This window comes from Thalassospira sp. MIT121401 (assembly GCF_047125595.1).
GTDB lineage: Bacteria > Pseudomonadota > Alphaproteobacteria > Rhodospirillales > Thalassospiraceae > Thalassospira > Thalassospira povalilytica.
In genome coordinates this window covers 3,332,922-3,354,776 of sequence record NZ_CP138926.1, presented here as the reverse complement: position 1 = coordinate 3,354,776, position 21,855 = coordinate 3,332,922, and the positions used below count along the sequence as shown (strand labels likewise).

At 54.7% G+C, this 21,855-nt stretch carries 19 protein-coding genes; 10 read left to right on the top strand and 9 right to left on the bottom strand.

Annotated elements, in window-relative coordinates:
* Positions 1 to 191 precede the first annotated feature (191 nt).
* The 3 genes from SIB88_RS15470 to groL all read left to right on the top strand — a co-directional run bounded on the left by SIB88_RS15470 (position 192) and on the right by groL (position 4,056).
* A complete protein-coding gene (locus tag SIB88_RS15470) occupies positions 192 to 1,664 on the top strand; it encodes a hypothetical protein (protein WP_412558437.1) in 1,473 nt (490 codons plus the stop codon).
* A 388-nt stretch (positions 1,665 to 2,052) separates the two neighbouring features.
* Positions 2,053 to 2,340, top strand: a complete 288-nt coding sequence (groES, locus tag SIB88_RS15465) for a co-chaperone GroES (protein WP_068518636.1) — start codon at positions 2,053 to 2,055, stop codon at positions 2,338 to 2,340.
* Positions 2,341 to 2,400: 60 nt separating this feature from the next.
* Positions 2,401 to 4,056 (top strand): chaperonin GroEL, encoded by a 1,656-nt coding sequence (groL, locus tag SIB88_RS15460; protein ID WP_068518635.1) that lies wholly within the window; start codon positions 2,401 to 2,403, stop codon positions 4,054 to 4,056.
* Between the two features lie 222 nt (positions 4,057 to 4,278).
* On the opposite strand, the gene SIB88_RS15455 is transcribed toward groL, so the two are convergent.
* From SIB88_RS15455 to SIB88_RS15445, 3 genes are all read right to left on the bottom strand, one after another.
* On the bottom strand, positions 4,279 to 6,195 hold the full coding sequence (locus SIB88_RS15455; protein WP_412558436.1) for a GGDEF domain-containing protein: 1,917 nt from the start codon (positions 6,193 to 6,195) through the stop codon (positions 4,279 to 4,281).
* The gene (gene dctP / locus SIB88_RS15450) at positions 6,195 to 7,196 is read right to left on the bottom strand and encodes a TRAP transporter substrate-binding protein DctP (protein ID WP_412558435.1); all 1,002 of its coding nucleotides are present in this window, start codon (positions 7,194 to 7,196) and stop codon (positions 6,195 to 6,197) included. The genes SIB88_RS15455 and dctP overlap by 1 nt, the downstream gene beginning before the upstream one ends.
* A 171-nt stretch (positions 7,197 to 7,367) precedes the next feature.
* Positions 7,368 to 8,462: an NADH:flavin oxidoreductase/NADH oxidase gene (locus tag SIB88_RS15445; RefSeq protein WP_101247720.1), complete on the bottom strand. Its 1,095-nt coding sequence runs from the start codon at positions 8,460 to 8,462 to the stop codon at positions 7,368 to 7,370.
* Positions 8,463 to 8,794: 332 nt separating this feature from the next.
* On the opposite strand from SIB88_RS15445, the gene SIB88_RS15440 reads away from it, so the two are divergent.
* Entirely contained in the window at positions 8,795 to 9,298 is a 504-nt protein-coding gene (locus SIB88_RS15440) for an Hsp20/alpha crystallin family protein (protein ID WP_101247719.1), read from the top strand.
* 143 nt (positions 9,299 to 9,441) lie between these two features.
* A complete protein-coding gene (locus SIB88_RS15435; RefSeq protein ID WP_114113577.1) occupies positions 9,442 to 9,885 on the top strand; it encodes a hypothetical protein in 444 nt (147 codons plus the stop codon).
* A gap of 62 nt (positions 9,886 to 9,947) precedes the next feature.
* Here the strand turns inward: SIB88_RS15435 and SIB88_RS15430 are convergent, their stop codons facing one another.
* Positions 9,948 to 10,724 (bottom strand): hypothetical protein, encoded by a 777-nt coding sequence (locus SIB88_RS15430; protein ID WP_412558434.1) that lies wholly within the window; start codon positions 10,722 to 10,724, stop codon positions 9,948 to 9,950.
* A gap of 148 nt (positions 10,725 to 10,872) precedes the next feature.
* Positions 10,873 to 11,988: a PLP-dependent cysteine synthase family protein gene (locus SIB88_RS15425; RefSeq protein ID WP_412558433.1), complete on the bottom strand. Its 1,116-nt coding sequence runs from the start codon at positions 11,986 to 11,988 to the stop codon at positions 10,873 to 10,875.
* 226 nt (positions 11,989 to 12,214) lie between these two features.
* Between SIB88_RS15425 and fliN the strand changes: the two genes are divergently transcribed.
* Together fliN and SIB88_RS15415 are read left to right on the top strand one after the other, a co-directional pair.
* The gene (gene fliN, locus SIB88_RS15420; RefSeq protein ID WP_068518627.1) at positions 12,215 to 12,517 is read left to right on the top strand and encodes a flagellar motor switch protein FliN; all 303 of its coding nucleotides are present in this window, start codon (positions 12,215 to 12,217) and stop codon (positions 12,515 to 12,517) included.
* Positions 12,518 to 12,696: 179 nt separating this feature from the next.
* Positions 12,697 to 15,045 carry a glucose/quinate/shikimate family membrane-bound PQQ-dependent dehydrogenase gene (locus tag SIB88_RS15415; RefSeq protein ID WP_412558432.1) on the top strand — a complete coding sequence of 783 codons (2,349 nt, stop codon included), beginning with the start codon at positions 12,697 to 12,699 and terminating at the stop codon, positions 15,043 to 15,045.
* A gap of 65 nt (positions 15,046 to 15,110) precedes the next feature.
* Here the strand turns inward: SIB88_RS15415 and SIB88_RS15410 are convergent, their stop codons facing one another.
* The 3 genes from SIB88_RS15410 to SIB88_RS15400 form a co-directional block, all read right to left on the bottom strand.
* Positions 15,111 to 15,875, bottom strand: coding sequence for a tetratricopeptide repeat protein (locus tag SIB88_RS15410; protein WP_412558431.1), 765 nt, complete (start codon positions 15,873 to 15,875; stop codon positions 15,111 to 15,113).
* Positions 15,876 to 15,910: 35 nt separating this feature from the next.
* Entirely contained in the window at positions 15,911 to 16,267 is a 357-nt protein-coding gene (locus SIB88_RS15405; RefSeq protein WP_068518625.1) for a DUF2794 domain-containing protein, read from the bottom strand.
* A 171-nt stretch (positions 16,268 to 16,438) separates the two neighbouring features.
* Entirely contained in the window at positions 16,439 to 16,864 is a 426-nt protein-coding gene (locus SIB88_RS15400; protein ID WP_068518624.1) for a hypothetical protein, read from the bottom strand.
* Positions 16,865 to 17,392: 528 nt separating this feature from the next.
* Between SIB88_RS15400 and SIB88_RS15395 the strand changes: the two genes are divergently transcribed.
* The 3 genes from SIB88_RS15395 (at position 17,393) to der (ending at position 21,095) form a co-directional block, all read left to right on the top strand.
* Positions 17,393 to 18,043, top strand: a complete 651-nt coding sequence (locus tag SIB88_RS15395; RefSeq protein ID WP_286886392.1) for a tetratricopeptide repeat protein — start codon at positions 17,393 to 17,395, stop codon at positions 18,041 to 18,043.
* A gap of 68 nt (positions 18,044 to 18,111) precedes the next feature.
* Complete coding sequence (locus SIB88_RS15390) at positions 18,112 to 19,446, top strand: PQQ-like beta-propeller repeat protein (RefSeq protein ID WP_228196610.1); 1,335 nt, start codon at positions 18,112 to 18,114, stop codon at positions 19,444 to 19,446.
* A gap of 110 nt (positions 19,447 to 19,556) precedes the next feature.
* On the top strand, positions 19,557 to 21,095 hold the full coding sequence (gene der, locus SIB88_RS15385; protein ID WP_114113582.1) for a ribosome biogenesis GTPase Der: 1,539 nt from the start codon (positions 19,557 to 19,559) through the stop codon (positions 21,093 to 21,095).
* 111 nt (positions 21,096 to 21,206) lie between these two features.
* On the opposite strand, the gene SIB88_RS15380 is transcribed toward der, so the two are convergent.
* Positions 21,207 to 21,695: a c-type cytochrome gene (locus SIB88_RS15380; protein ID WP_412558430.1), complete on the bottom strand. Its 489-nt coding sequence runs from the start codon at positions 21,693 to 21,695 to the stop codon at positions 21,207 to 21,209.
* Positions 21,696 to 21,855: the final 160 nt, after the last annotated feature.

Below are 21,855 nucleotides of genomic sequence, written 5' to 3'. Positions count from 1 at the left end.
GCAACAATTCGGATGACGCGTAACAGACGAAATGGCTTATCGCATTTGCGCATTATGATAAAGATACTGTTCATGCTGATATTGCCATCAGGTATAAAAGAGAAAAAGTAACACCCTTAAAACAAGCCTGTTCATGCGCACCAATGGTCAGGCACGCAAATGGGTGGGCAACAACAGTGACGGAGAAACAAATGAAGTTTCGTTCGCACTATATGAGCATTGTGCTTCTGAGCTTGCTTTGCGCATGTGCAAGCCAGCAAAAGGGTGATGTTGCAACATCCGTACCTGTTTGCGCACAACAACTTTCTGATTTTGATCACGCTGTCGCCAGTTACGGCACAAGAAACGCGTCCACCAGCAAAGTGGCAGCGTTCCCGTTCTTGCGCGCAAATCGTAATTCGGTGCTGATGGGCAAACAGGTTGGCGCTGCGGTCGCAGGCGGGCAGGCGGCTGATGTGCTTTTTGCCGACTGGGTAGCGCAAATGCGCGGGCTTGATCGTGCGGCGCGGGCATCGGAATTTCGTAATCTTGGCGATGCGTCGATGTCATCACTTGCGCGTCTTGAAGAGTGCGCAGATCAGATGGCAGCACAACTGGATATGGCTGATTATCAGGCTTTGTCGAAGTCGGTTTTCGTTCCGGACGACTATCTTGATTTTCAGCGGATCGCCGGGTTTTACCCGTTGACGGCTTTTGCGGCCCATTTTGGTTACGAGAGATGGAAGCGCGACAATCTGGGCAGTTTTGGCCTTGGACCGGATGCGTTGATTGGGCTTGGCGCATGGGAAAGCTATCAACTGTCCAGCCTAAACGATGGCGGGGCCGCGACCCTTGCCATAGAGGACATCAGAAAGGACGCATTTGGCCGGCTGGTTCCAACCGCGGTGGAGCTTGAAAATATCGCCCGGGCCTATGCGCCGGAATTTCGCGTCCGGGTACAGTCTGACAGCGACCGGATCGGGCATCCGTCCTTATCGGCCAAAGGGGCGGTTGCGCATGTCGATATTGATCGGCCATCGATTTTCTATCGGCTTGGTCACACCTGGTTCAATGATCAATGGTATCCGCAAATCATCTATACCGTCTGGTTCCCGGAGCGCCCGGCACAGGGCATGTTTGACATTCTTGCCGGGCATCTTGATGCCCTGATCTGGCGGGTGACCCTTGATGAGAAGGGGGCGCCATTAATTGCCGATACCATTCATGGCTGTGGTTGTTATCACCTGTTTTTCCCAAGCCCGTCTTTGCACCGGATTGAAGCCCCCGAAGATGGCGACATCCGCGAAACGGCGGAAAGTCCGGCTGGTGTGGTGGCATCATCGGTATTGGCCCGGCCGATTCTGTGGATCGATGCCGTCAGTCACTATCTGATGGCGGTGACGGCCCGTGATCAATATGAGGCACATCACACCGTTGCCTCCGCCCTTGTGGCAGAGCAGCAGCTTGGCAGTCTTGCACTTGGCGATGGGACAGGGTTTGCCAGCCTGTATGACGAAGACGGTTTTGTGCCCGGCACCGAACGGTTGGAACGGTTTATCTTGTGGCCGTTGGGGATTGATAAGCCCGGCGCCATGCGCCAGTGGGGGCATCATGCAACGGCCTTTGTCGGTCGACGCCATTTTGACGAGCCGGAATTGCTTGGACGCTATTTCGACCTGAAATGACCGATCCCGGTGCCGGACGTGAGGGCACACCCGAATGATAGGCCGCCGGGAACCCTGATCAGGGAGGCAAAAATATTTTTCAGCGATTCTGCTGTTGCCCATTGTGATCGGATGGGCCCGCATTATTTTTCGGCAAGGGGTTGTGTCGGTGATCGGAAAATGTTGTGATCACCACCCCGTCGTACATGGCGGTTTTTCGCGCGCCCGAAGCGGCCATAATTGCGCAAAAATCGTGACAGTTCTGCGTCTTTTTGCATCTTCCTATTGACTTTGAACAGGCACTTCAATAAATGCTGTTAGCACTCGCCGGGGGTGAGTGCTAATACGGGCTCATCCCGGTTAGTCGTAGTTTTAAACGAGCCTTAGCTTTAACACGGAGTTGTCTAAAATGAAGTTCCGTCCGCTGCATGATCGAGTACTGGTACGTCGTGTCGAGTCCGACACCAAGACTGCCGGTGGCATCATTATTCCGGATACCGCCAAAGAAAAACCGCAGGAAGGCGAAATCGTCGCTGTTGGTTCTGGCGTTCGCAAAGATGATGGCTCGGTCGTAGCCCTCGACGTCAAAGCAGGTGACAAAGTCCTGTTTGGCAAATGGTCGGGCACCGAAGTCAAGGTCGACGGCGAAGAGCTGCTGATCATGAAAGAGTCCGACATTATGGGCATCATGGAATAAGTCAGCCCTTTGGGTGACTTAAGTCCACGTTCATCCGTCTCATAGAGAGGAAAGAATATTATGGCTGCTAAAGAAGTAAAATTCTCCACCGACGCACGTTCCAAAATGCTGCGCGGTGTCGACATTCTCGCTGATGCCGTCAAAGTGACGCTCGGCCCGAAAGGTCGTAACGTTGTTATCGAAAAATCCTTTGGCGCGCCGCGCGTAACCAAGGACGGTGTTTCGGTCGCCAAAGAAATCGAACTGACCGACAAGTTCGAAAACATGGGCGCACAGATGGTTCGCGAAGTCGCGTCGAAAACCGCCGATCTGGCTGGTGACGGCACCACGACCGCAACCGTTCTGGCACAGGCAATCGTTCGTGAAGGCAACAAGTCCGTTGCTGCCGGCATGAACCCGATGGACCTGAAACGCGGTATCGACCTTGCAACCGCAAAAGTCATCGAATCCATCCAGAGCCGTGCACGTAAAGTTGCCGGTCGCGACGAAATCGCACAGGTTGGTAACATCTCTGCAAACGGTGACCGTGAAGTTGGCGAAATGATCGCCGAAGCCATGGAAAAAGTTGGCAACGAAGGTGTTATCACCGTTGAGGAAGCCAAAGGCCTGCACACCGAACTCGACGTTGTCGAAGGCATGCAGTTCGACCGTGGTTACCTGTCGCCGTACTTCGTGACCAACCCGGAGAAAATGGTCGCAGAAATGGATGCTCCGTACATCCTGCTGTTCGACAAGAAAATCTCCTCGCTTCAGCCGATCCTTCCGCTGCTTGAGTCGGTCGTTCAGTCCGGCAAGCCGCTTCTGATCATTGCTGAAGACATCGAAGGCGAAGCTCTGGCAACCCTGGTTGTCAACAAGCTGCGCGGTGGCCTGAAAATCGCTGCTGTCAAAGCTCCGGGCTTCGGTGACCGTCGTAAAGCAATGCTCGAAGACATCGCCATCCTTACCGGTGGTCAGGTTGTCTCCGAAGATCTCGGCATCAAGCTGGAAAACGTTTCGCTTGATATGCTCGGCACCGCGAAATCTGTCACCATCACCAAAGAAGAAACCACCATCGTTGATGGTGCCGGTGAGAAAGCACAGATCGAAGCACGTGTTGGTCAGATCCGCGCCCAGATCGAAGAAACCACCTCTGATTACGATCGTGAAAAACTGCAGGAACGTCTCGCGAAACTCGCTGGCGGCGTTGCAGTGATCAAAATCGGCGGCGCTTCGGAAATCGAAGTTAAAGAACGTAAAGACCGTGTTGACGATGCTCTGCACGCAACCCGCGCGGCTGTCGAAGAAGGCATCGTTGCTGGTGGTGGTACGGCTCTGCTGTACTCGGTCAAGGCGCTCGAAGGTCTCGAAGGTGAAAACCATGACCAGACCATCGGTGTTGACATCGTTCGCCGTGCCCTTCAGGCACCGGTTCGTCAGATCGCAACCAACGCTGGCGTAGACGGCGCGGTTGTTGCTGGCAAACTGCTTGAGCAGGACGACGTCGAGTTCGGTTATGACGCCCAGAAAGGCGAATACACCAACCTGATCAAAGCTGGCATCATCGACCCGGCCAAAGTTGTTCGTACTGCCCTGCAGGACGCAGCATCGGTCGCTGGTCTGCTGATCACCACCGAATGCATGATCGCTGAAAAGCCGGAAGACAAGTCGGCTGGCGGCGCACCTGACATGGGTGGCATGGGTGGTATGGGCGGCATGGGTGGCATGGGCTTCTAAGCCTTACACCTACCGACCTTGCACTACAGGAAGGGCTCCGCATTTGCGGGGCCCTTTTTTGTTGGGGAATTTCATATATTCGCGACAAGACAGGCGTATGAAACGCGGCGCGTGATGCCGGGCCAGCAAGCAGTATCTGGTCGGGTGGGGGGGGGACGGACCTGTTCAAGGGGACGTTTGCTATAGGGCGGGAAAATCCCGTTTGCTCAGGTCAACAGATCACTACACCGTGTTGCGCATGGTCTCGGGATCCGGGAAGCTGACATCGGTGGTACCCGGCGCGCGACATACCCGGTTGCGGCCGGTATTCTTGGCCTGATAAAGGGCCCAGTCGGCACGTCTTAGCGTGATGTCGGGAAGTTCGCTGTCGCGATGGGCAGCAACACCGGCGCTGATGGTGATGTCGATGTGATGGCCATCCGCCAGGATCGGTTCGGCGCAAACATTTTTCCGGATACGTTCGGCCACAGCAGCCCCGGCAGCGCAATCATTTTGCGACAGCAAGATCACGAATTCTTCGCCGCCAAGCCGGAAGAACAGCTTTTCCTCTTCAAACCGCAGGGCGCGTGACGTGATGTCGCATATCCGTTTCAGAACAATATCCCCGCAATCATGTCCGAACGTGTCATTGACCTTTTTGAAGTGATCAATATCGAGCATCACCATGCAATAAGGCCGGTTCGTGCGCAGGGACAAGGCATGAACACGGCGGGCGTAATCTCCGAACGCGGTGCGGTTCAAAAGCCCGGTTAGCGGATCATGGCGGGCCTTGAATTCAAGATCGATCCGTTTGAGTTTCTGATGGTGGATGTTCTTGAGCAGGCCGATCATCCGTTTGGGTTTGCGATTGCGGTCCCATTCAATGACCGACCCGCTGTGATGGAACCAGTTCCACTGATCTTCCGATCCGACATGCATGCGGACTTCTATTTCAAAGGCCGGTTTGTTGCCGCTGATATGTTCGGCGATGGCTGCATCGAACTGTTTGCGGTCATCGGCGTGAATGCGGTCCTTGAAGCTGTCAAAAGTCAGGCAGACTTCGCCGTGATGGATTTCCATCAACCGGTACAGGTTATCGGAATAGTATCCCTGCTGCTTGGCGAAATCCCAGTCCCAAAGACCCTGACCGGTGCTATCAAGGGCGAATTGCAGCCGCTTGTCGAGTTCAAGGCGCTTGCGTTCATTGCGGCGTTTGGTCTTGCGGTCAATGCGGATTTGCAAAAACAGAAACAGGGTCACGGCAATCACCACGCCCGATGCAATCAGCGCGGTCTGACGGGTGGTGTCATAGTTACCCATGAAACTGTTGATCGGCACCTGCATGTAAATGGTGATCGGAAGACCATCAAGGTTCTTGCGCGCAAGCACAAAATCCCCAAACAGGGCAACACCCCCCATATCGATCTTGTCGCTGTCGGCATTCAGATCCCAGAATGCTTCTTCCTGACGGGCGGAAAACCAGTCGGTGGTTCCGATATGGGGTGACTGGACTTCGGCCAGAAGATCATCGGTATTGAGGGTCGCAACCCGCATCCGTGAGCCGGCAAGGAACCGTTCAAGCGGCGTGTCCTCATACGGGTTTTCAATCGCCAGAAAGATCACTATCACGCCAAGAAACGTACCGTTCGGCGACCAGATGCCGCGTTCAACAGCAAGATATCCAGATTTCAGGCCAAGGGTCGATGTGGCGCGAAAGGCCGGTTCGATCCAGTCATCGCGATGGCGTGCAATGATTTCCGAAACCGGAAGGACGGTTTTATCAAAATCAAAAAATGTGAAGTCATGGGCAATCCTGCCCGCCGCATCAAGCAGGATATACCCGACCAGATTGTTGTCATCCTTGATCATGGTTGACAGATGACGTTCAAGATCAAAATCGGGAACAATCACTGCTTCGCGTGCCGCCATCAGGGCGGTGTTGTCAGCCTTGATCAGGATGCTTGAAAGATTGTCGCCATAGGTGGTGATGGCAAAGCCGGTGGTATCGATCGCACGCTGACGGGCGGTTTGCCGTTCTGAGACCGTCTGCCAGGCCATCAGGAACAACACGCCAAGAAGCAATCCGATCGACAAAAAGACGCTCAGGAACTGTTCGTCAAGGATGCGCCGCCAGCCGGGATATGTGGTTTTTGCCGGCATTACGGTTGTCCCGCGATCTGGGTCAGGGTGCGAACGGCAGATTGCGATATGCCTGCGGTCGCGGCGAGTTCCCCCTGATGGGCAAGCAGTACAAGGCGCTGCTTCTGGCGTTCAGCCAGACCCGGGTCGGCAATGTCGATATTGTTTTGTGCCGCGGTAATCAGGGATGCCTGTTGGTGCGTGACCGCCAGTTTCCGGCCGCCATCAACCATATCTTCCCAGACCTGCAAGATGATATCACGCGTTGCCGGTTTCAGCCGCGCCCAGACATCATGGGAAATCAGCGGCACATAAAACGGATAATAGGAATAGCTCAGAAACGCATGGGCAATGCCGTGCTTCCAAAGGGCGGCGCTGACCACGGTGCTGGTGGTGGTCAGAAGACCGTCTATTTCCTTGCGATCAAGGGCGTCGGGAACGTTGGGCCAGGGGATCAACACAGGAATGGCCCCCATGGCCTTAAGCCGCAAGGCATTGCCTTCGCCCCCGGCATAACGGATGCGCAATCCGCGAAGGTCCCCGAAATGATTGACCGCGACGTTGCGGGTAAAAATATGGGCCGGTCCCAGATCAAGCCACCTTCCCAGAACCCGGACATTAAGGTTCTTTTCAAGGGACTGGTTCAATCGCGTTCCGAAATCGCCATCGACAATCTTGCGCACATCGGCAGAGCCGAGCCCCATGAAGCTGGGCAATAAAAGCGCATTGAGGTCGGCCGAAAATCGACCAAGGTGCCAGATGCCCGGGGCGGCCATTGCGATCCGTCCGGTCGATAATGCCTCGGCGACGTCGCGGTCCTTGAAGGCCTGGGCCGAATGAATGACCCGAAACCTGTGTTCGGATATCTCGGAATTCAGGGTTGCGGCAAATTTCTGAAGGAAAATGGTCTGGAAATGATCGGCAGTGTTTTCGGTCGAAATCAGGATTTCGGCACTGCGCGCGCCAGTGACAGTCAGCGTCATGCAACAGGCGATAACAAGTGCGCGCAATACAGATTTCACGTTCCCGGTCCTTGGCAGAAATTGGCAGGCACCGTGTAAAAGGCGCGCTGTTTTGAATGATTTCAGAATGTTGCCAAAGTAGGGGAAAGGTCGGATAGGTAGCCTTGACCTACATCAAGAAAACCTATCCGATCGTCTAGTTTTTGCGGATGGGGCTTTACCCGACGGGGATCAGCCGAACAGTTTCTTCAGGCTGCGTGGCTGGCAGCGCAGATATTGCGGGGCTGCTTTGACTTCGGCGCCAAGGGTTGCCGCGGCATGCCATGGCCAGCGCGGATCATAGAGAATACCGCGCGCAAGGGCGATGGCATCGGCCTGACCGGTAAAGATGATGGCTTCGGCCTGTTCTGCTTCGGTAATCAGGCCGACAGCGATGGTGGTCATGCCGGTTTCGGCCTTGATGCGGGCCGCAAACGGGACCTGATAGTTCGGGCCAAGCGGGATTTTCTGATCAATATGCAGGCCACCGGAAGACACATCGATAAAGTCGCATCCGCGTACTTCAAGAAGCTTTGCCAGTTCGACGCTTTGATCGATATCCCAGCCACCATCAACCCAGTCGGTTGCCGAAATACGGATGCCAAGCGGATAGTCGGTACCGACTTCAGCGCGAAGGGCGTCATAGACTTCAAGAACAAGGCGGGTGCGGTTTTCAAACGATCCACCATATTCGTCGTCACGCTTGTTGGCGTGCGGTGACAAAAACTGATGCAGCAGATATCCGTGTGCCGCGTGAATTTCAATCGCGTCAAAGCCGATGCGAATAGCACGCTTGGCGCTTTCGACAAATGCCTGCACGATTTCGGAAATCCGCGATTTGCTCAGAGCTTCGGGGATCGGGTCACCATCACGGAACGGAACAGCCGACGGTGCGCAAACCTGCCAGCCATTGGCATGATCGGGATCAATGGCATGTCCACCAAGCCACGGCTTTTCACAGGATGCCTTGCGCCCGGCATGGGCCAACTGAATGGCAATCGGCATGTCGGAATGGCTGCGCACAGCGGAAATGGTTTTGGCAAGGGCGGCTTCGGTTTCGTCATCCCAAAGTCCGACATCGCCATAGGTAATCCGGCCTTCCGGTTCGACAGCAGTTGCTTCAATGATCAGCAATCCCGCACCGGACTGGGCAAGGTTGCCCAGATGCATCGGGTGCCAGTCGGTGGTTTTGCCGTTATCTGCGGAATACTGGCACATCGGTGCGATGATTACGCGGTTATCAAGGGCCAGCTTGCCAAGTGACAGCGGTGAAAAAAGAGTACTCATGGATCATCCTTATCAGGGAGGTCGGTCTTCGGACCGACAAACAATGCAAAGAAGCTAATCCGCCAGACACGGGAGTGCCAGTCTCTGTTTTGGATTTTGTCAAAAATGACAGGCTGTTTAACGGGTTAGGTGGAAGCGATCGGGGATGATACAGGGGGCGCGATCAGGGCGGGCTGCAAAAAATATCAAAAAAATGTGCCGGCCCACTTGCGGAAAATTTCCTGTGCTCTATCTCAAGTTTGCAAAGGGGCATGGTGCCCCGATACGCGTCAAGGTTGCAGCCTGGTCTGGACTGATGGCGCAAGAATACTCGTCTGTAACGGAGGGTAATTATGACTGGTCTTCAGACTCTTAATGGATCCGCACGTCGTCTTGCATCTGCACCGACCTATGGTGATCCTTTCTCGCTTATTTCCCGTGATTTTGATCGCATGATCGGTTCGATCTTTGGGGATCGCGTAACCGCGTCACAGGCTTTTGCCGATGACAACGAAGCCGCGAAAACCCTTTTGAACCCGCGTATCGATGTTCACGAAACCGATGATCATATCGAACTGTCCGCCGAACTTCCCGGTGTGGAACAGGATGATGTTGATGTGTCGGTCCTTGAAGGTGTTCTGACCATCACCGGTGAAAAGAAATCCACCCGTGAATCAAACGAAGGTGCCCGCGTCATCGAACGCAGCTATGGCAGCTTCAAACGGTCGTTCCGCCTGAATGATACGATTGATGTTGATAACATTACCGCATCATTCAAGAACGGTGTTCTGGTCCTTACTCTCCCCAAAGTAGCGGAACAGAAACCCGAGCCGCGCAAGATTACTGTCAGCGGCTAAGTGTTGTCTCTCCTCCCTGAGAAGCTTTCCCTGTGTTGCCTGACGGGCGGTTTTTACCGCCCGTCTTTTTTTATCCGGCTCCTCACATGGTGACCGGGCTGCCCGTCTTCTGGTGTATTCACACTATCAAAGGAGACCCTGAGATGAGCAGCACACTTGGCGATCTGGCCAATGATTATGCGACGGCGTATAAGGCCGATCTTGCATCTTTTCGAACCGAAACGCAGACCGATCAGCTTTGCGCCATTGCCAGTCGTGTCGCACAAAGCTGCACCGCAGTCGAAACAGGTGGCAAAGAGGTGTCCGTCGCGCAAAGCGAAATTTCCGGCGCGATCATCATCGGCGAGGCGACGGCTAAAAAGCTTGCCAAGGATGATGCGGCCTGGATCGCACGGCAGGCTGCTGTCAATCAGACAGAACTGCGCAAGAAGGCCGAAGAACAGCAGGCACGTGATCAGACACTTTTATCCAGTCTCAAAGACCTATCGGGAAAGCTGGTCGGTACAAACAAGACCGATAGCGGCTATGAGCAATCGGTCGAAGGATTTGAAGACACCCTTGCATCCGGTGCGCTGGTCGCATCCTGATCCGGTGTTACATTCTTTCTGGCGGGACCGGACAGCATTGCCCGGACCCGCCATGTTTTTAGTCACGGGGTAGGCAGCGCCCTTTGGGTGTTGAGCAAGTGGTTGTTCGTCAACCAGTTCCCGATGCGGTCGGCAAAGGCCTTGTTTTCCGTTGTTGCCCACTGGTTCTTTCTGAGTTCGAGATAGGTAAAAGTGCCGCCTGCATCATATCCCGCACCAGCCCAATCACGGCGAACCCGTATGGCGGCAACGACGTCCTTATAGGGGACATTAAGAACCGCAAGTTCACGGGCATAAAGGTTCTGTCGCGCCATCTGGCGTTCGGTTGCCCCGAACCTAGCGGCATCGTTAAAGACGTTCTGCTGGATCGAAAAAGTCGGGCACCAGTATCCCTGCAATCGTACACAATAAACCCAAGTTTCGGCAGCCGGTTCCGCCTGACCGGGAACCTTGGGCGGGAAAAGGGCGCCGATTTCATGCGTCCCCGAAAGGCACACGGCCGTGTAATGCGCAAGATCCTGATCGCCTTTGCGATAGACAATGGCAGGCGTTGCCGGGGATGTGCCGCGGCGTGAAAAGCCATGACCAAAAATCTCGTCGGGGCTTCGTGTATCTCCGCGCCATGCATACAGGGCCCGGTTGCTTTGGGATGTGTTGCGTTTGAGGTCCGGCGGCACCCAAAGATAGTCGACATAGGCAAATGCAGAGCGTTCATTTGACAGCAAAGCCCAGAAATCATCCGCGCAATTCGTCCCGTAAACCTTTTGTGTCCGGCCGGAATTTTCGAGGTCCACATTCTCGATATAAAGCTCTATGCCGCCAATTTTCTCTGTTGTCATGACATGCCTCGTTTGATTCAGTGCGATGCATTCCGACGGAGAGACAATGAAACTGTGAGAAACCGGCGAACCGGTTCGGGCAAAAGCAAAAGGCCGGGTTCGTGATCAACCCGGCCTTGGAAATGTGATGTCGCTTGTAAGCGTGTGCTTATCCGGTTTTGCTATAACCGATCTTGTGATCGAGCGGCATTTCAAAAAGTCCGGTCGCATCAAACTGTTCAAGGGCCGATATCCATGGGGCGAGGTCGATATTCTGCGCCTTGATCCAGTCCGGGTTGTAGTATGTGTCGCGATAACGATCCCCGCCATCGCACAGCAAGGTCACAACCGACCCGGTTTGCCCGGCCTTTTTCATTTCAGTGATTAGTGACAGGGTCGCAATCAGGTTGGTGCCGGTCGATCCGCCGCAGCGTCGGCCAAGATGCCGTTCCAGATAATAAAGTGCGGCAAAACTTGCGGCATCTGGAATGCGATACATCCGGTCAACCACGGTCGGGTTGAAGCTGGGTTCGACGCGCGGGCGGCCAATGCCTTCGACCCGTGACCCTGTCGTTCCGGTGACCGAGCAGTCCCCCGTTTCATACGCATCATAAAAGACCGAGTTTTCAGGATCGGCGACGCAGAGCTCGCACCCCTGGCCCAATGTGCGCCCATACCGGATATAACGGCCGATGGTCGATGATGTGCCGCCCGTGCCGGCCCCGACCACAACCCAGCGCGGCACCGGATGGGGTTCGCGTTTGAGCTGGTCAAAGATGCTTTCGGCGATGTTGTTATTGCCGCGCCAGTCGGTAGCCCGTTCGGCAAAGGTGAACTGATCCATGTAGTGACCGTCAAGTTCACGGGCCAGACGCTGGGACTCTTCGTAAATCTGGCCGCTGTGATCAACCAGATGACTTTCGCCACCATAAAAGGCGATCTGATCGATCTTTTGCTGCGAGGTCGATTTCGGCATCACGGCAATGAAGCGCAAGCCAAGCAGACGGGCAAAATAGGCTTCTGATACGGCGGTTGACCCGCTTGATGCCTCGATAATCGGGGTGTCCCGGGTGATCCAGCCATTGCACAATCCATACAGAAACAGCGACCGCGCCAGACGATGTTTCAGGCTGCCCGACGGGTGGGTCGATTCATCTTTCAGATACAGCCCGATGCCATCAAGTTTTGGCAAATCAAGACGGATCAGATGTGTATCGGCAGAACGATTGAAATCAGCTTCGATCATGCTGATGGCGTCTGCCACCCATTGGCGGTCATATGTCATGTTGGTTCCTGACATCTGTTGAATCACGTGGTTTCGACCTGTGCGGATCGGCAATGGGCATCTGTGTAGGGGATTATAATACAAAAAACTACAGTGAAATTGTGTCGATACATTTCTGCAATCACCAGTTTTTTAGGAGATTGGGCTTGCTAACACTTTTTTCAAAGCTAACCTCTAGGATACAAGGTTCCCGATTCTTCCGACCTGACTGGATGGCCCGAAAATCATGGCTGATGACGACAAAGATCCGTTTTCCACACGACATGGTGCATCTGAAATCGGTGCGGCCTATGACGTGCCGGTGCGCGTTTCGACCGTGATTGGCAAAAGCCAGATCCAGGTTGCGCAATTGATGCGTCTGACCCGTGGTGCGGTGCTTGAACTTGATCGCAGGGTCGGGGAGCCGGTTGATATCTATGTCAATAACCGGCTTGTTGCGCGCGGCGAACTTGTCGTGGTTGACGAAAACCTGGGCGTGACCATCACCGAAGTCGTCAAGACCGGCACCATCATCGAGACCCATCACTAAAATTCTGACCGCAGCGTTATGAAGCAAACCCGCCGTTTCTCGGCTGATGGCGGGCATTTGGTCACGCGAAGGAACTTGTAAGGTTCGCAGGCGTTTATCCCTAAACCCCTTTTAAACCCCGCAGTCCGGCCACTGTCTGTTGTGGCAGTTGGCGAACTCATTCAGCCGAGGGCTATCTCATGATTAATCTTCTGACATCAGGCCTTCTGGCTCTGATCGGTCTGGCACTTTCCGTTGGTGGTGCCTGGCTGATTGCAGTCGGAGGGAGTTGGTATTACGCGCTTGCCGGGTTGGCATTCCTGTTGGCTGCGTATTTGTCCTTTGCCCGTAAACCGGTTCTGTTGCCGTTTTATGGTGCGTTTTTATTGGCAAGTCTGGCCTGGGCTGTTTGGGAAACCGGGTTTGACTGGTGGCAACTGGCCCCGCGTGGCGGGCTGATTGTCGTGATTGGTCTTTGGCTGATAACGCCGGTGTTTCGCAAAACACTTGTTGCTGCGCCAAAGGACAATGGATCGCCGGAAACAAATGCGAAGCGTTCCTTTGTCCTTGAAGGCAGCATCGTGATTGCTGTTATCGTTGCGGTCTATTCCATGCTGAACAATCCCAACGAAATCGAAGGCAATCTTCCGTCAGATGTGGTGGCGGAAAATCCGCAATTTGGCGGTGGGGTCCCCGATGGTGACTGGCATCAATATGGTCGTACCCCGTATGGGCAGCGTTATTCCCCGCTTGATCAGATCACGACCGAGAATGTTGCATCACTCGAACAGGCCTGGGTTTATCAGACTGGCGATTTAAAACGCGAAAGTGATGTGCCTGAAACAACCTATCAGGTGACCCCGCTTAAGGTGGGCGAGACGCTTTATCTTTGCACCCCGCATAGCTGGGCGATTGCGATTGACGCTAAAACCGGACAGGAAAAATGGAAATTTGATCCGGGTGTTCCGGAAAATCCCGACCGGCAGCATCAGACCTGTCGCGGGGTGACCTATTACAAGGATCCGGCCACGACCGAAACCGGTCCTTGTACCGAACGGGTGTTCCTGCCGACATCGGATGCGCGTCTGATTGCGCTTGATGCCCGGTCGGGCGAAGTTTGCCCGTCATTTGGCGATGAAGGGACCGTGCATCTGGAAACCAATATGCCCTATAACCCGGCGGGGTATTATTATTCGACGTCGCCGCCGGTTGCTGCTGATGGCAAAATCATCATTGGCGGGGCTGTGAATGACAATTATTCGACCAAATCGCAATCGGGCGTCATTCGCGCATATGACATCAATACCGGCGCGTTGGTCTGGAACTGGGATTCCGGAAATCCGGAACAAACCGAACCGATCCCGGATGATCAGACCTATACCGCCAATTCACCAAACAGCTGGTCTGTTTCAAGTGCGGACGAGAAACTTGGCATGATCTATGTGCCGCTGGGGAACAAGGTTCCCGATCAGTTGGGCATGAACCGCGATGAAAATGTGGAAACCTATTCATCGTCGATTGTGGCGCTCAGCCTTGAAACGGGGCAGGTGCAGTGGGTGCGCCAGACGGTGCATCATGATCTTTGGGACATGGATGTGCCTGCACAGCCGGCCTTGCTTGATATCACGACACCAGACGGGGAAACCGTTCCCGCACTGGTCGGGCCGACCAAACAGGGCGATATCTATGTTCTTGATCGTCGTACCGGCGATCCGATCATTCCGGTAACCGAGGTGCCGGCACCTGGTGGGGCCATTCCCGAAGATCACACAGCACCGACCCAACCGGTATCGGGGCTGACATTCATGCCCGAACCGCTTACGGGCAAGGATATGTGGGGCATTACCCTGTTTGATCAGCTGGCATGTCGTATTGCGTTCCATCGTTTGAAATATGAAGGGCGCTATACGCCGCCGTCGCTGGAAGGGACGCTTGTCTATCCCGGCAATTTCGGAACATTCAACTGGGGCAGTGTCGCCGTTGATCCCGAACGCCAGATCATGTTCGGCATGCCGACCTATCTTGCCTTTACATCGCGCCTGATCCCGCGTGATGCCGTTCCGCCGCGCGGCAGCGAAAAGGCCAGTGAAATGGGCATTAACCGAAATGAAGGTGCCCCTTATGCCGTGGAAATGGGACCGTTCCTGTCACCGCTTGGTATTCCGTGTCAGGCACCGCCGTGGGGTTATGTGGCCGGTGCTGATCTGCGCACGGGCGAGATTGCCTATAAGCATAAAAACGGCACGGTCGAAGACATGACCCCGCTACCCTTGCCGTTCGAAGTTGGTGTGCCGGGGATTGGTGGTCCGATCCTGACCAAGGGTGGTGTTGCCTTCCTTGGGGCCGCGGTTGACAACTATTTCCGTGCCTATGATGCCACCAATGGCAATCAGCTCTGGGAAGCCCGTCTTCCGGCGGGCGGTCAGTCAACACCGATGACCTATGAAACCGATGATGGCACGCAATATGTGCTGATCGTTGCCGGTGGTCATGGTTCGATTGGCACCAAGCCGGGCGATTATGTGATTGCCTACAAGCTTCCGAAATAGGATCACGCGGGCACCTGTTTTGCAGGTGCCCGTTTCTTATGTGCCGGCAAGTCCAAGCTGATCACTTACCAGGGCACTTCACCGGCAAGGCGTTTTTCGACCTGCTGAATTTCGTCGATGCTTAATCTTGGTTCCAATGCGTCTATGGCCGACTGGGGATCAAGTGGTTCGGCCTCGTTGGCGCCTTCGGGAAAGGTCATCGGCCCGTTTGCGGAACGGCGCAGCCAGTAATAGGCATCGGCAAGATTTTGTGGCACACCCCAGCCACGTTCAAGCAATGCGCCATACATGAACTGGGCGGCGTGATTGTTGGCCTTGGCGCCGATTTCAAAATAGTGGGCGGCTTCGATGAAGTTTTGCCGTGCGCCGCGCCCATGGAAATATTGTGTGCCGATCAAATAGGCCGCATCGCCGTTTTCCGGATCGGTTTTCAGCGCGCGTTTGAAATATTCGGTGGCACGAAACTGGTCATAATGCAGGCCGTGGCCGTTAAAATAGAGAAGCCCGATATAATAGATCGCGCCCCCATGATTGGTGCGTGCGGCCTTTTTGAACCACTTTGCCGCGTTCTGATAGTCGGGTTGGCCCAGATCCCCGCGATAATACAGCAATCCCAGCGCATATTGCGCATAGGGATCATCCTTTTGCGCGGCCGATCGCCAGTAGTCTTGGGCCTGTTCAAAATCACCGGACCGATAGGCATAATAGCCGGTCTGGTAGTCGCGGCTCATTTGGCGCGCCTGTCCGGGGTGGGGGATGGCCGCAAAGCTTATGCCGATCAGGGCCGCAATCATCAGCCGTCTGACCAGCTTCAAGGCAGAAGGACGCACGTTCTTATCTTTGTCCGCTGTTATGAAGAAGGGTGTCAGGAATTGTTTTTAAACAGCGGAACGACCTTGCGCGCACGCTTTTCGATGGCCTCTAGCACGTTGCTGATATCGGAACTTTGTTTGATCCGCTCGCCACTGTGAAGCGCGAGATACTGGCCGGCATTCTTGTGTTCGCTGCCCAGCTTGATCACGGTGAAAAGCGGTGTTTCGTGTGTGGAACGAAAGATCGAAAACATTGCCATCCCGTCCAGATGGTCGATCGCATAATCGCGCCAGGCGCCGCTTGCAACCTGACGGGAATAGGTATTCATGAGCCGCATCAGTTCGGACCGGTCAAAATGCACAAAGCTTTTGGCTTTGCGGTATTTTGCCAAATCGAACAGTGTTCCCATGTGATTCTCCGGCAATGTGGTCGTCTGGCTGTTACAATCCGGGAACGGAAAATGACAGCCATATGACACGGTAGCGTGGATTGCCTTGCGTCTCAAGTTGCAATGGACAAAAACCGGTTCACACTATTTGTGACCGGTTTGATTATCCCAGATAATTCAGTGAATTATGCCCTAGAGGCTGCGCGAACGGGTCGGCGGCCAGTCAACGGTTTGTGCCCCGGTGTTATAGGGATCGGGCGTACGATAGCAACTGACAGCGGCCAGGGTGCGATAGCAATAAAGCGGCGTTTCCGGTACCGGGTCCTTTTTGCAATAGGACTTGCCGTCAATTTTGCGAATGGTTGAGCAATCCTGACCGGTTGAAAGCGAAACCATATGGTCAATCAGGGTTTTGTCGGTGTTGATGATGCTGACAACGTCAAAGGCAAGATACCATTCCCCGCCGGTAAACAGGCTGGTCCCGACAACATCGGACATGGTGGTGCTACAGCCTGATACCCCGGTTCCAAGCAAAGTGGCAAACAGCCCGGCCAGTATGCGCTGTCGAATGACGCGCTTGGCATCCTGTCGGTTTTGAACCTTTTGACGACGTTTCATGGTGTCTCCGTCCATCCACCGGGCAAATTTGACCGGTGACAGTGTGAAATCTGTTCCCTTGGATTTATCAAAGCAATCACTGTGCCGAATTGCCCAAAGGAAGGATCATTTTTGTCATATGGGCGGTGGCGGGTTTGTTTTCAGGGGCTTTTGCCTGCATTGCTGCGCGATATGCAGGATCCGGCGTGCGGTCAAGCATTCGCGCACATCGGCGCAAGAGCGGCGATATCGTGCCGATGCGTGGGAATAATGGCGCTGGCAGGCAATTCTTACCGCTTTAGGGAATGAAATTGAAACCGCGCCGCGTTTTTGCCGCAAATTCAGTCTTTGTTACCCGATCACGGGGCTGACAAAGACGCCCGGATCGGGTTGAAAAACGGCAATGGGGCAAAATAATCGACCGAATGCCCGGATTGGCTTTGTGCAGACTTGACCCCTTGCGTGCTGGCGCGTTAAATCCTTGCCAGAATTAATTCAGATAAGCGGGCAGGTTGCCCGCTTTATTGTGACCGGATTGGAGCCGTTTTCGTGGTTGATATTTTCCAGGAAGTCGAAGAAGACCTGAAGCGCGAACGCACAGAAGAGCTGTGGCGCAAATACGGGAAATATGTCATCGGCACTGCTGCTGTGATTGTTTTGGGTGTTGCCGGGCGTGAAGGCTGGAAAACCTATGAGCACAGCACCAGCATCGAAAATGGTACCCGCCTTGCCAATGCTGTTGAACTGGCAAATGCCGGTGAAGACAAACAGGATGCCGCCCTTGAGGCGCTTGATGCGATCATCGCCGAAGGCAATGCCGGTTTTGTTGCATTGGGCCATTTCCAGAAAGCGGCTGTTTATCTGCGCGCTGGTGCGACCCCGTCGGCTGTGACCGAACTTGAAGCGGTTGCCGGCAATTCCGACATCGATCAGGTTTATCGTGACCTAGCCGTTGTTCAGATTGCCATGAACAGCGCCAATGAAACCAATGCCCAGGAACTGATCACCCGGCTTGAGCCGATCGCGGTTCCGGAAAACACCTGGTATTACTCGGCGCGCGAAATGATTGCGCTGCTGCATATTGCCGCGGGTGAAATCGATGCGGCCAAGCCGCTTCTGACCGAAATTGCCGACGATAACGAAGCACCGTCGGGCATGCGCGCACGGGCAAGTGAACTTCTCAAGGCCGTTGGTGCCTAACTGCGACCAGCAAGGTTGGCCGGGTTTCCCGGCCACCGTGATGACAGCTTGAATCAGGGGAAACGGTTTTGACCACACGCGGTATTAAGTCACTTCTGTGCGTTATGGGGATGACGGGCCTTTTGGCCGGGTGTTCGGGTTGGCTTGGCGGCACCGAAGAGCCGCCATTGCCCGGGGAACGCATTTCGGTTCTGGCCCTGCAAAGCACGGTTCAACCTGATATCGATCTGTCTGATCAGCGTGTTGTTCTTCCGGAACCCGAACCGATGGTCGACTGGCCTCAGAATGGTGGCATTCCAAGCCATGCCTTGCACCATGTCGGTCTGGATAATGATGTTCTTAAGCAGGACTGGTCGATTGATATCGGCGAAGGTTCGATGGATGACAACCTTCTGCTTAATCAGGCAATCATTGCACGTGGCGTGATCTTTACCATTGATGCCAGTGCGGAAGTCCGTGCCTTTGCGGCCAATTCGGGAAAACGAATCTGGTCGCTTGAACTGGCACCGGAAGACGAAGAAGACAGCACGCTTCTGGGCGGCGGTCTGGCCTATGAGGGCGGTATTATCTATGCCACCACCGGCTTTGCCGAAATCATTGCCATTGATGCGCCAAGTGCCACGGTTCTGTGGCGCACCCAGGTCAGCGCCCCGATGCGGTCTGCGCCGACCGTCCGTGGTGGTCGTGTCTTTGCCATCACTGTTGATAACCAGACCATCGCGCTCAATGCCTTGACCGGGGAAACGCTTTGGAACCATCGCGGTGCAGCCGAGGGTGCGGCCTTTATCGGTGGTGCCAGCCCGGCGGTGGATCAGGGCGTTGTGATTTCGGCCTATTCGACCGGCGAGATGTATGCGCTGCGTGTGGAAAACGGTCAGGTGATCTGGTCTGATGCTCTTGCCGGGGCCGGGCGCACCGATGCCGTTTCGGCAATCGCTGATATCCGCGGTCTTCCGGTGATTGATAATGACCTTGTGATTGCCACAAGCAACTCGGGCCTGACGGTTGCGATTGACCTTCGGACCGGCTATCGCGTCTGGGAACTTGAGGCCGGTGGCATCCAGTCACCATGGGTGGCCGGCGATTACGTATACCTGCTAACCAATACAAATGATCTGATTGCCTTGCGTCGGAAGACCGGACAGGTTAAATGGGTGACGGTTCTGCCACGTTTTGTCGATCCCGAAGACCAGGAAGAGCCGATTGTCTGGACAGGTCCGGTACTGGTCGGTGACAGGTTGATCGTAGGTAACGAGCAGGGCGAAGTAATGACTGTTTCCCCTTATAGCGGTGACATTCTCGGCAAGGATGAACTTTCCGGGCCGATCACATTGCCGCCTTCGGTTGCGGGTGACAGCCTTTACTTCCTGACTGCGGATGCCGATCTAATCGCATATCGCTGATCAGTCAGTTCGAACATTAGGCAAGGTTTCCTTGCAGGATTTGCGATGCGCCGAGGGCAGTGAAAGCCGTCGGCGCATAACGCCTTTTATAACGAGAGTCTGAAAGTCAGATGTCGCTTAAAGTTGCCATTATCGGTCGCCCCAATGTCGGGAAGTCGACCCTGTTTAACCGTCTGGTCGGCAAAAAGCTGGCCCTGGTGGACGATCAGCCCGGGGTCACCCGTGACCGCCGCTATGGCAAGGCACGTCTGGGCGATATGTCTTTTGACGTGATTGATACCGCCGGTCTGGAAGAAGCATTCGATGATTCCGTCGAAGGCATGATGCGCCAGCAAAGTGAAAAGGCGTTCGAGGAATGCGATGTCGCGCTGTTCCTGATTGATGCGCGTGCGGGACTGACCCCGCTTGACAACCACTTTGCCGACTGGCTGCGCAAACGCCACAAGCCGGTTTACGTCATTGCCAACAAACACGAAGGCAAGGATCAGGATCCCGGCCTTTACGAGGCCTATGGCCTTGGTCTTGGCGATGTCGCCCCGATCTCGGCCGAGCATGGTCTCGGGATCGAGCTTCTGTATGACATTCTTGAACCGCATTGGGACGAATGGAAACACCGTCAGCGCGTTGCCAAGCAACATGCCCGCGATGCTGCGATCGAGGCACTGGAAGATGCCGCACAGGAAGCTGATGACGATGTCGATGATCTGATTGATCCCGATGGCTTTGCCGATGACGAGGGCGAAGTATTCCCGTCCTATGAAATCGAATTCAGCGAAGATGACGAAGACGAAGATGGCGAACTGATCGTCGAAGGGGCACGCGATAACTCCAAAATCCAGCTGGCCATCGTCGGCCGCCCGAATGCCGGTAAATCGACCCTTCTGAACCAGTTGCTGGGTGAAGAGCGCGTCATGACCGGCCCGCAGGCAGGTTTGACCCGTGACTCGATCGCGGTCGACTGGTCCTATGAAGGGCGTCCGATCCGTCTGGTCGATACCGCCGGGATGCGCCGCAAGAAGAAGATTGATGACCGCGTTGAAAAGCTGTCGGTTGCCGATACCCTTCGCGTGATCCGCTATGCACAGGTCGTTGTTTTGATGCTTGATGCGACCAACACGCTTGATAAGCAGGACCTGACGATTGCGCGCATGGTGCTTGAAGAAGGCCGTGCATTGATCATTGCGGTCAACAAGTGGGATGCGATCAAGGACAAGGCAGGCGTCATGCAGGAACTGCGTGACAAGCTTGACGTGTCCTTTGCCCAGGCCAAAGGCATTCCGGTCCTGACCTTCTCGGCGCTGACCGGGCGTGGTACCGATCGTCTGATGCCGACAGTTCTTGATATCCACGATATCTGGAGCCGCCGCATCCCGACGTCACAGCTGAACCGCTGGCTTGAAGCAACCACCGAACGCCATTTGCCGCCGGTCATTTCCGGGCGTCGTATCCGTCTGCGTTACATGACCCAGGCGAAATCGCGTCCGCCAAGCTTCTTTATCAACTGCTCCAAGGCGGCCGAATTGCCCGAAAGCTATACGCGTTATCTGATCAATGGTCTGCGCGAAGATTTCGATATGCCGGGCGTTCCGATCCGTATCTATCTGCGCAGCAGTGACAACCCATACGCCAACAAGAAAAAGAAACGCTAGTTTCCTGATTTCTTGTCCCAGAACGACCAAAGCCGCCCTTGATCATCAGGGGCGGCTTTTTGCTACGTTTTTGGCGGGCGTCATGCGGTTTGATGCATCTGCCCTGTCTGATCAGTTTTGCGGGATCGACGGGCCGTTATCAATGATGTCACGGATATGGTCGGGCAGGTCATCCTCGGTAAAGCGTTCCTGGATTTCGCCGTCCTGAACAAAGGCAAAAATATCGGCAATGTCCTGACCGGAAAAATCAATCTGATATCCGAGATCTGCCTGTTGAAGATGAAGCATCTGCTCGGCCCCGCGCCACATGCTGGCAAAAAATTCAAACGGCTCACGTGCGATATTCATGTTCGACGCATCAAGACTTGGGCCGATATTTCCGCCGACACTGTTGACGGAATGACAGACAACACAGCCGCGTTCGGCAAACAGGTCCTTGCCGCGTGCCGCATTCATTTCAGGCAATGTAATGGACGCGCCATTACGGTCGGTTGCGCGCGCATCATCGACGGTGCTGATGGTGATGACAGCCCCGATGGCAACGGCAATCGCAACAGTGCCCAAGGATGGAATAAAGCGGAAATTCAAGGCCTGTGTCATCGGCGTCCCTATGTCAGATAAGTGTCTGCTGGGGGCACATGCTATCGGTCCTTGGTACTCAAGCGCAATGGCTTGATGTCGTGGACATAAAAATTGTTTTGAAAATCTGCATTCCGCAACAGGAACACAAAAAAGGGCCTGTTCGAGGCCCTTTGTCGGT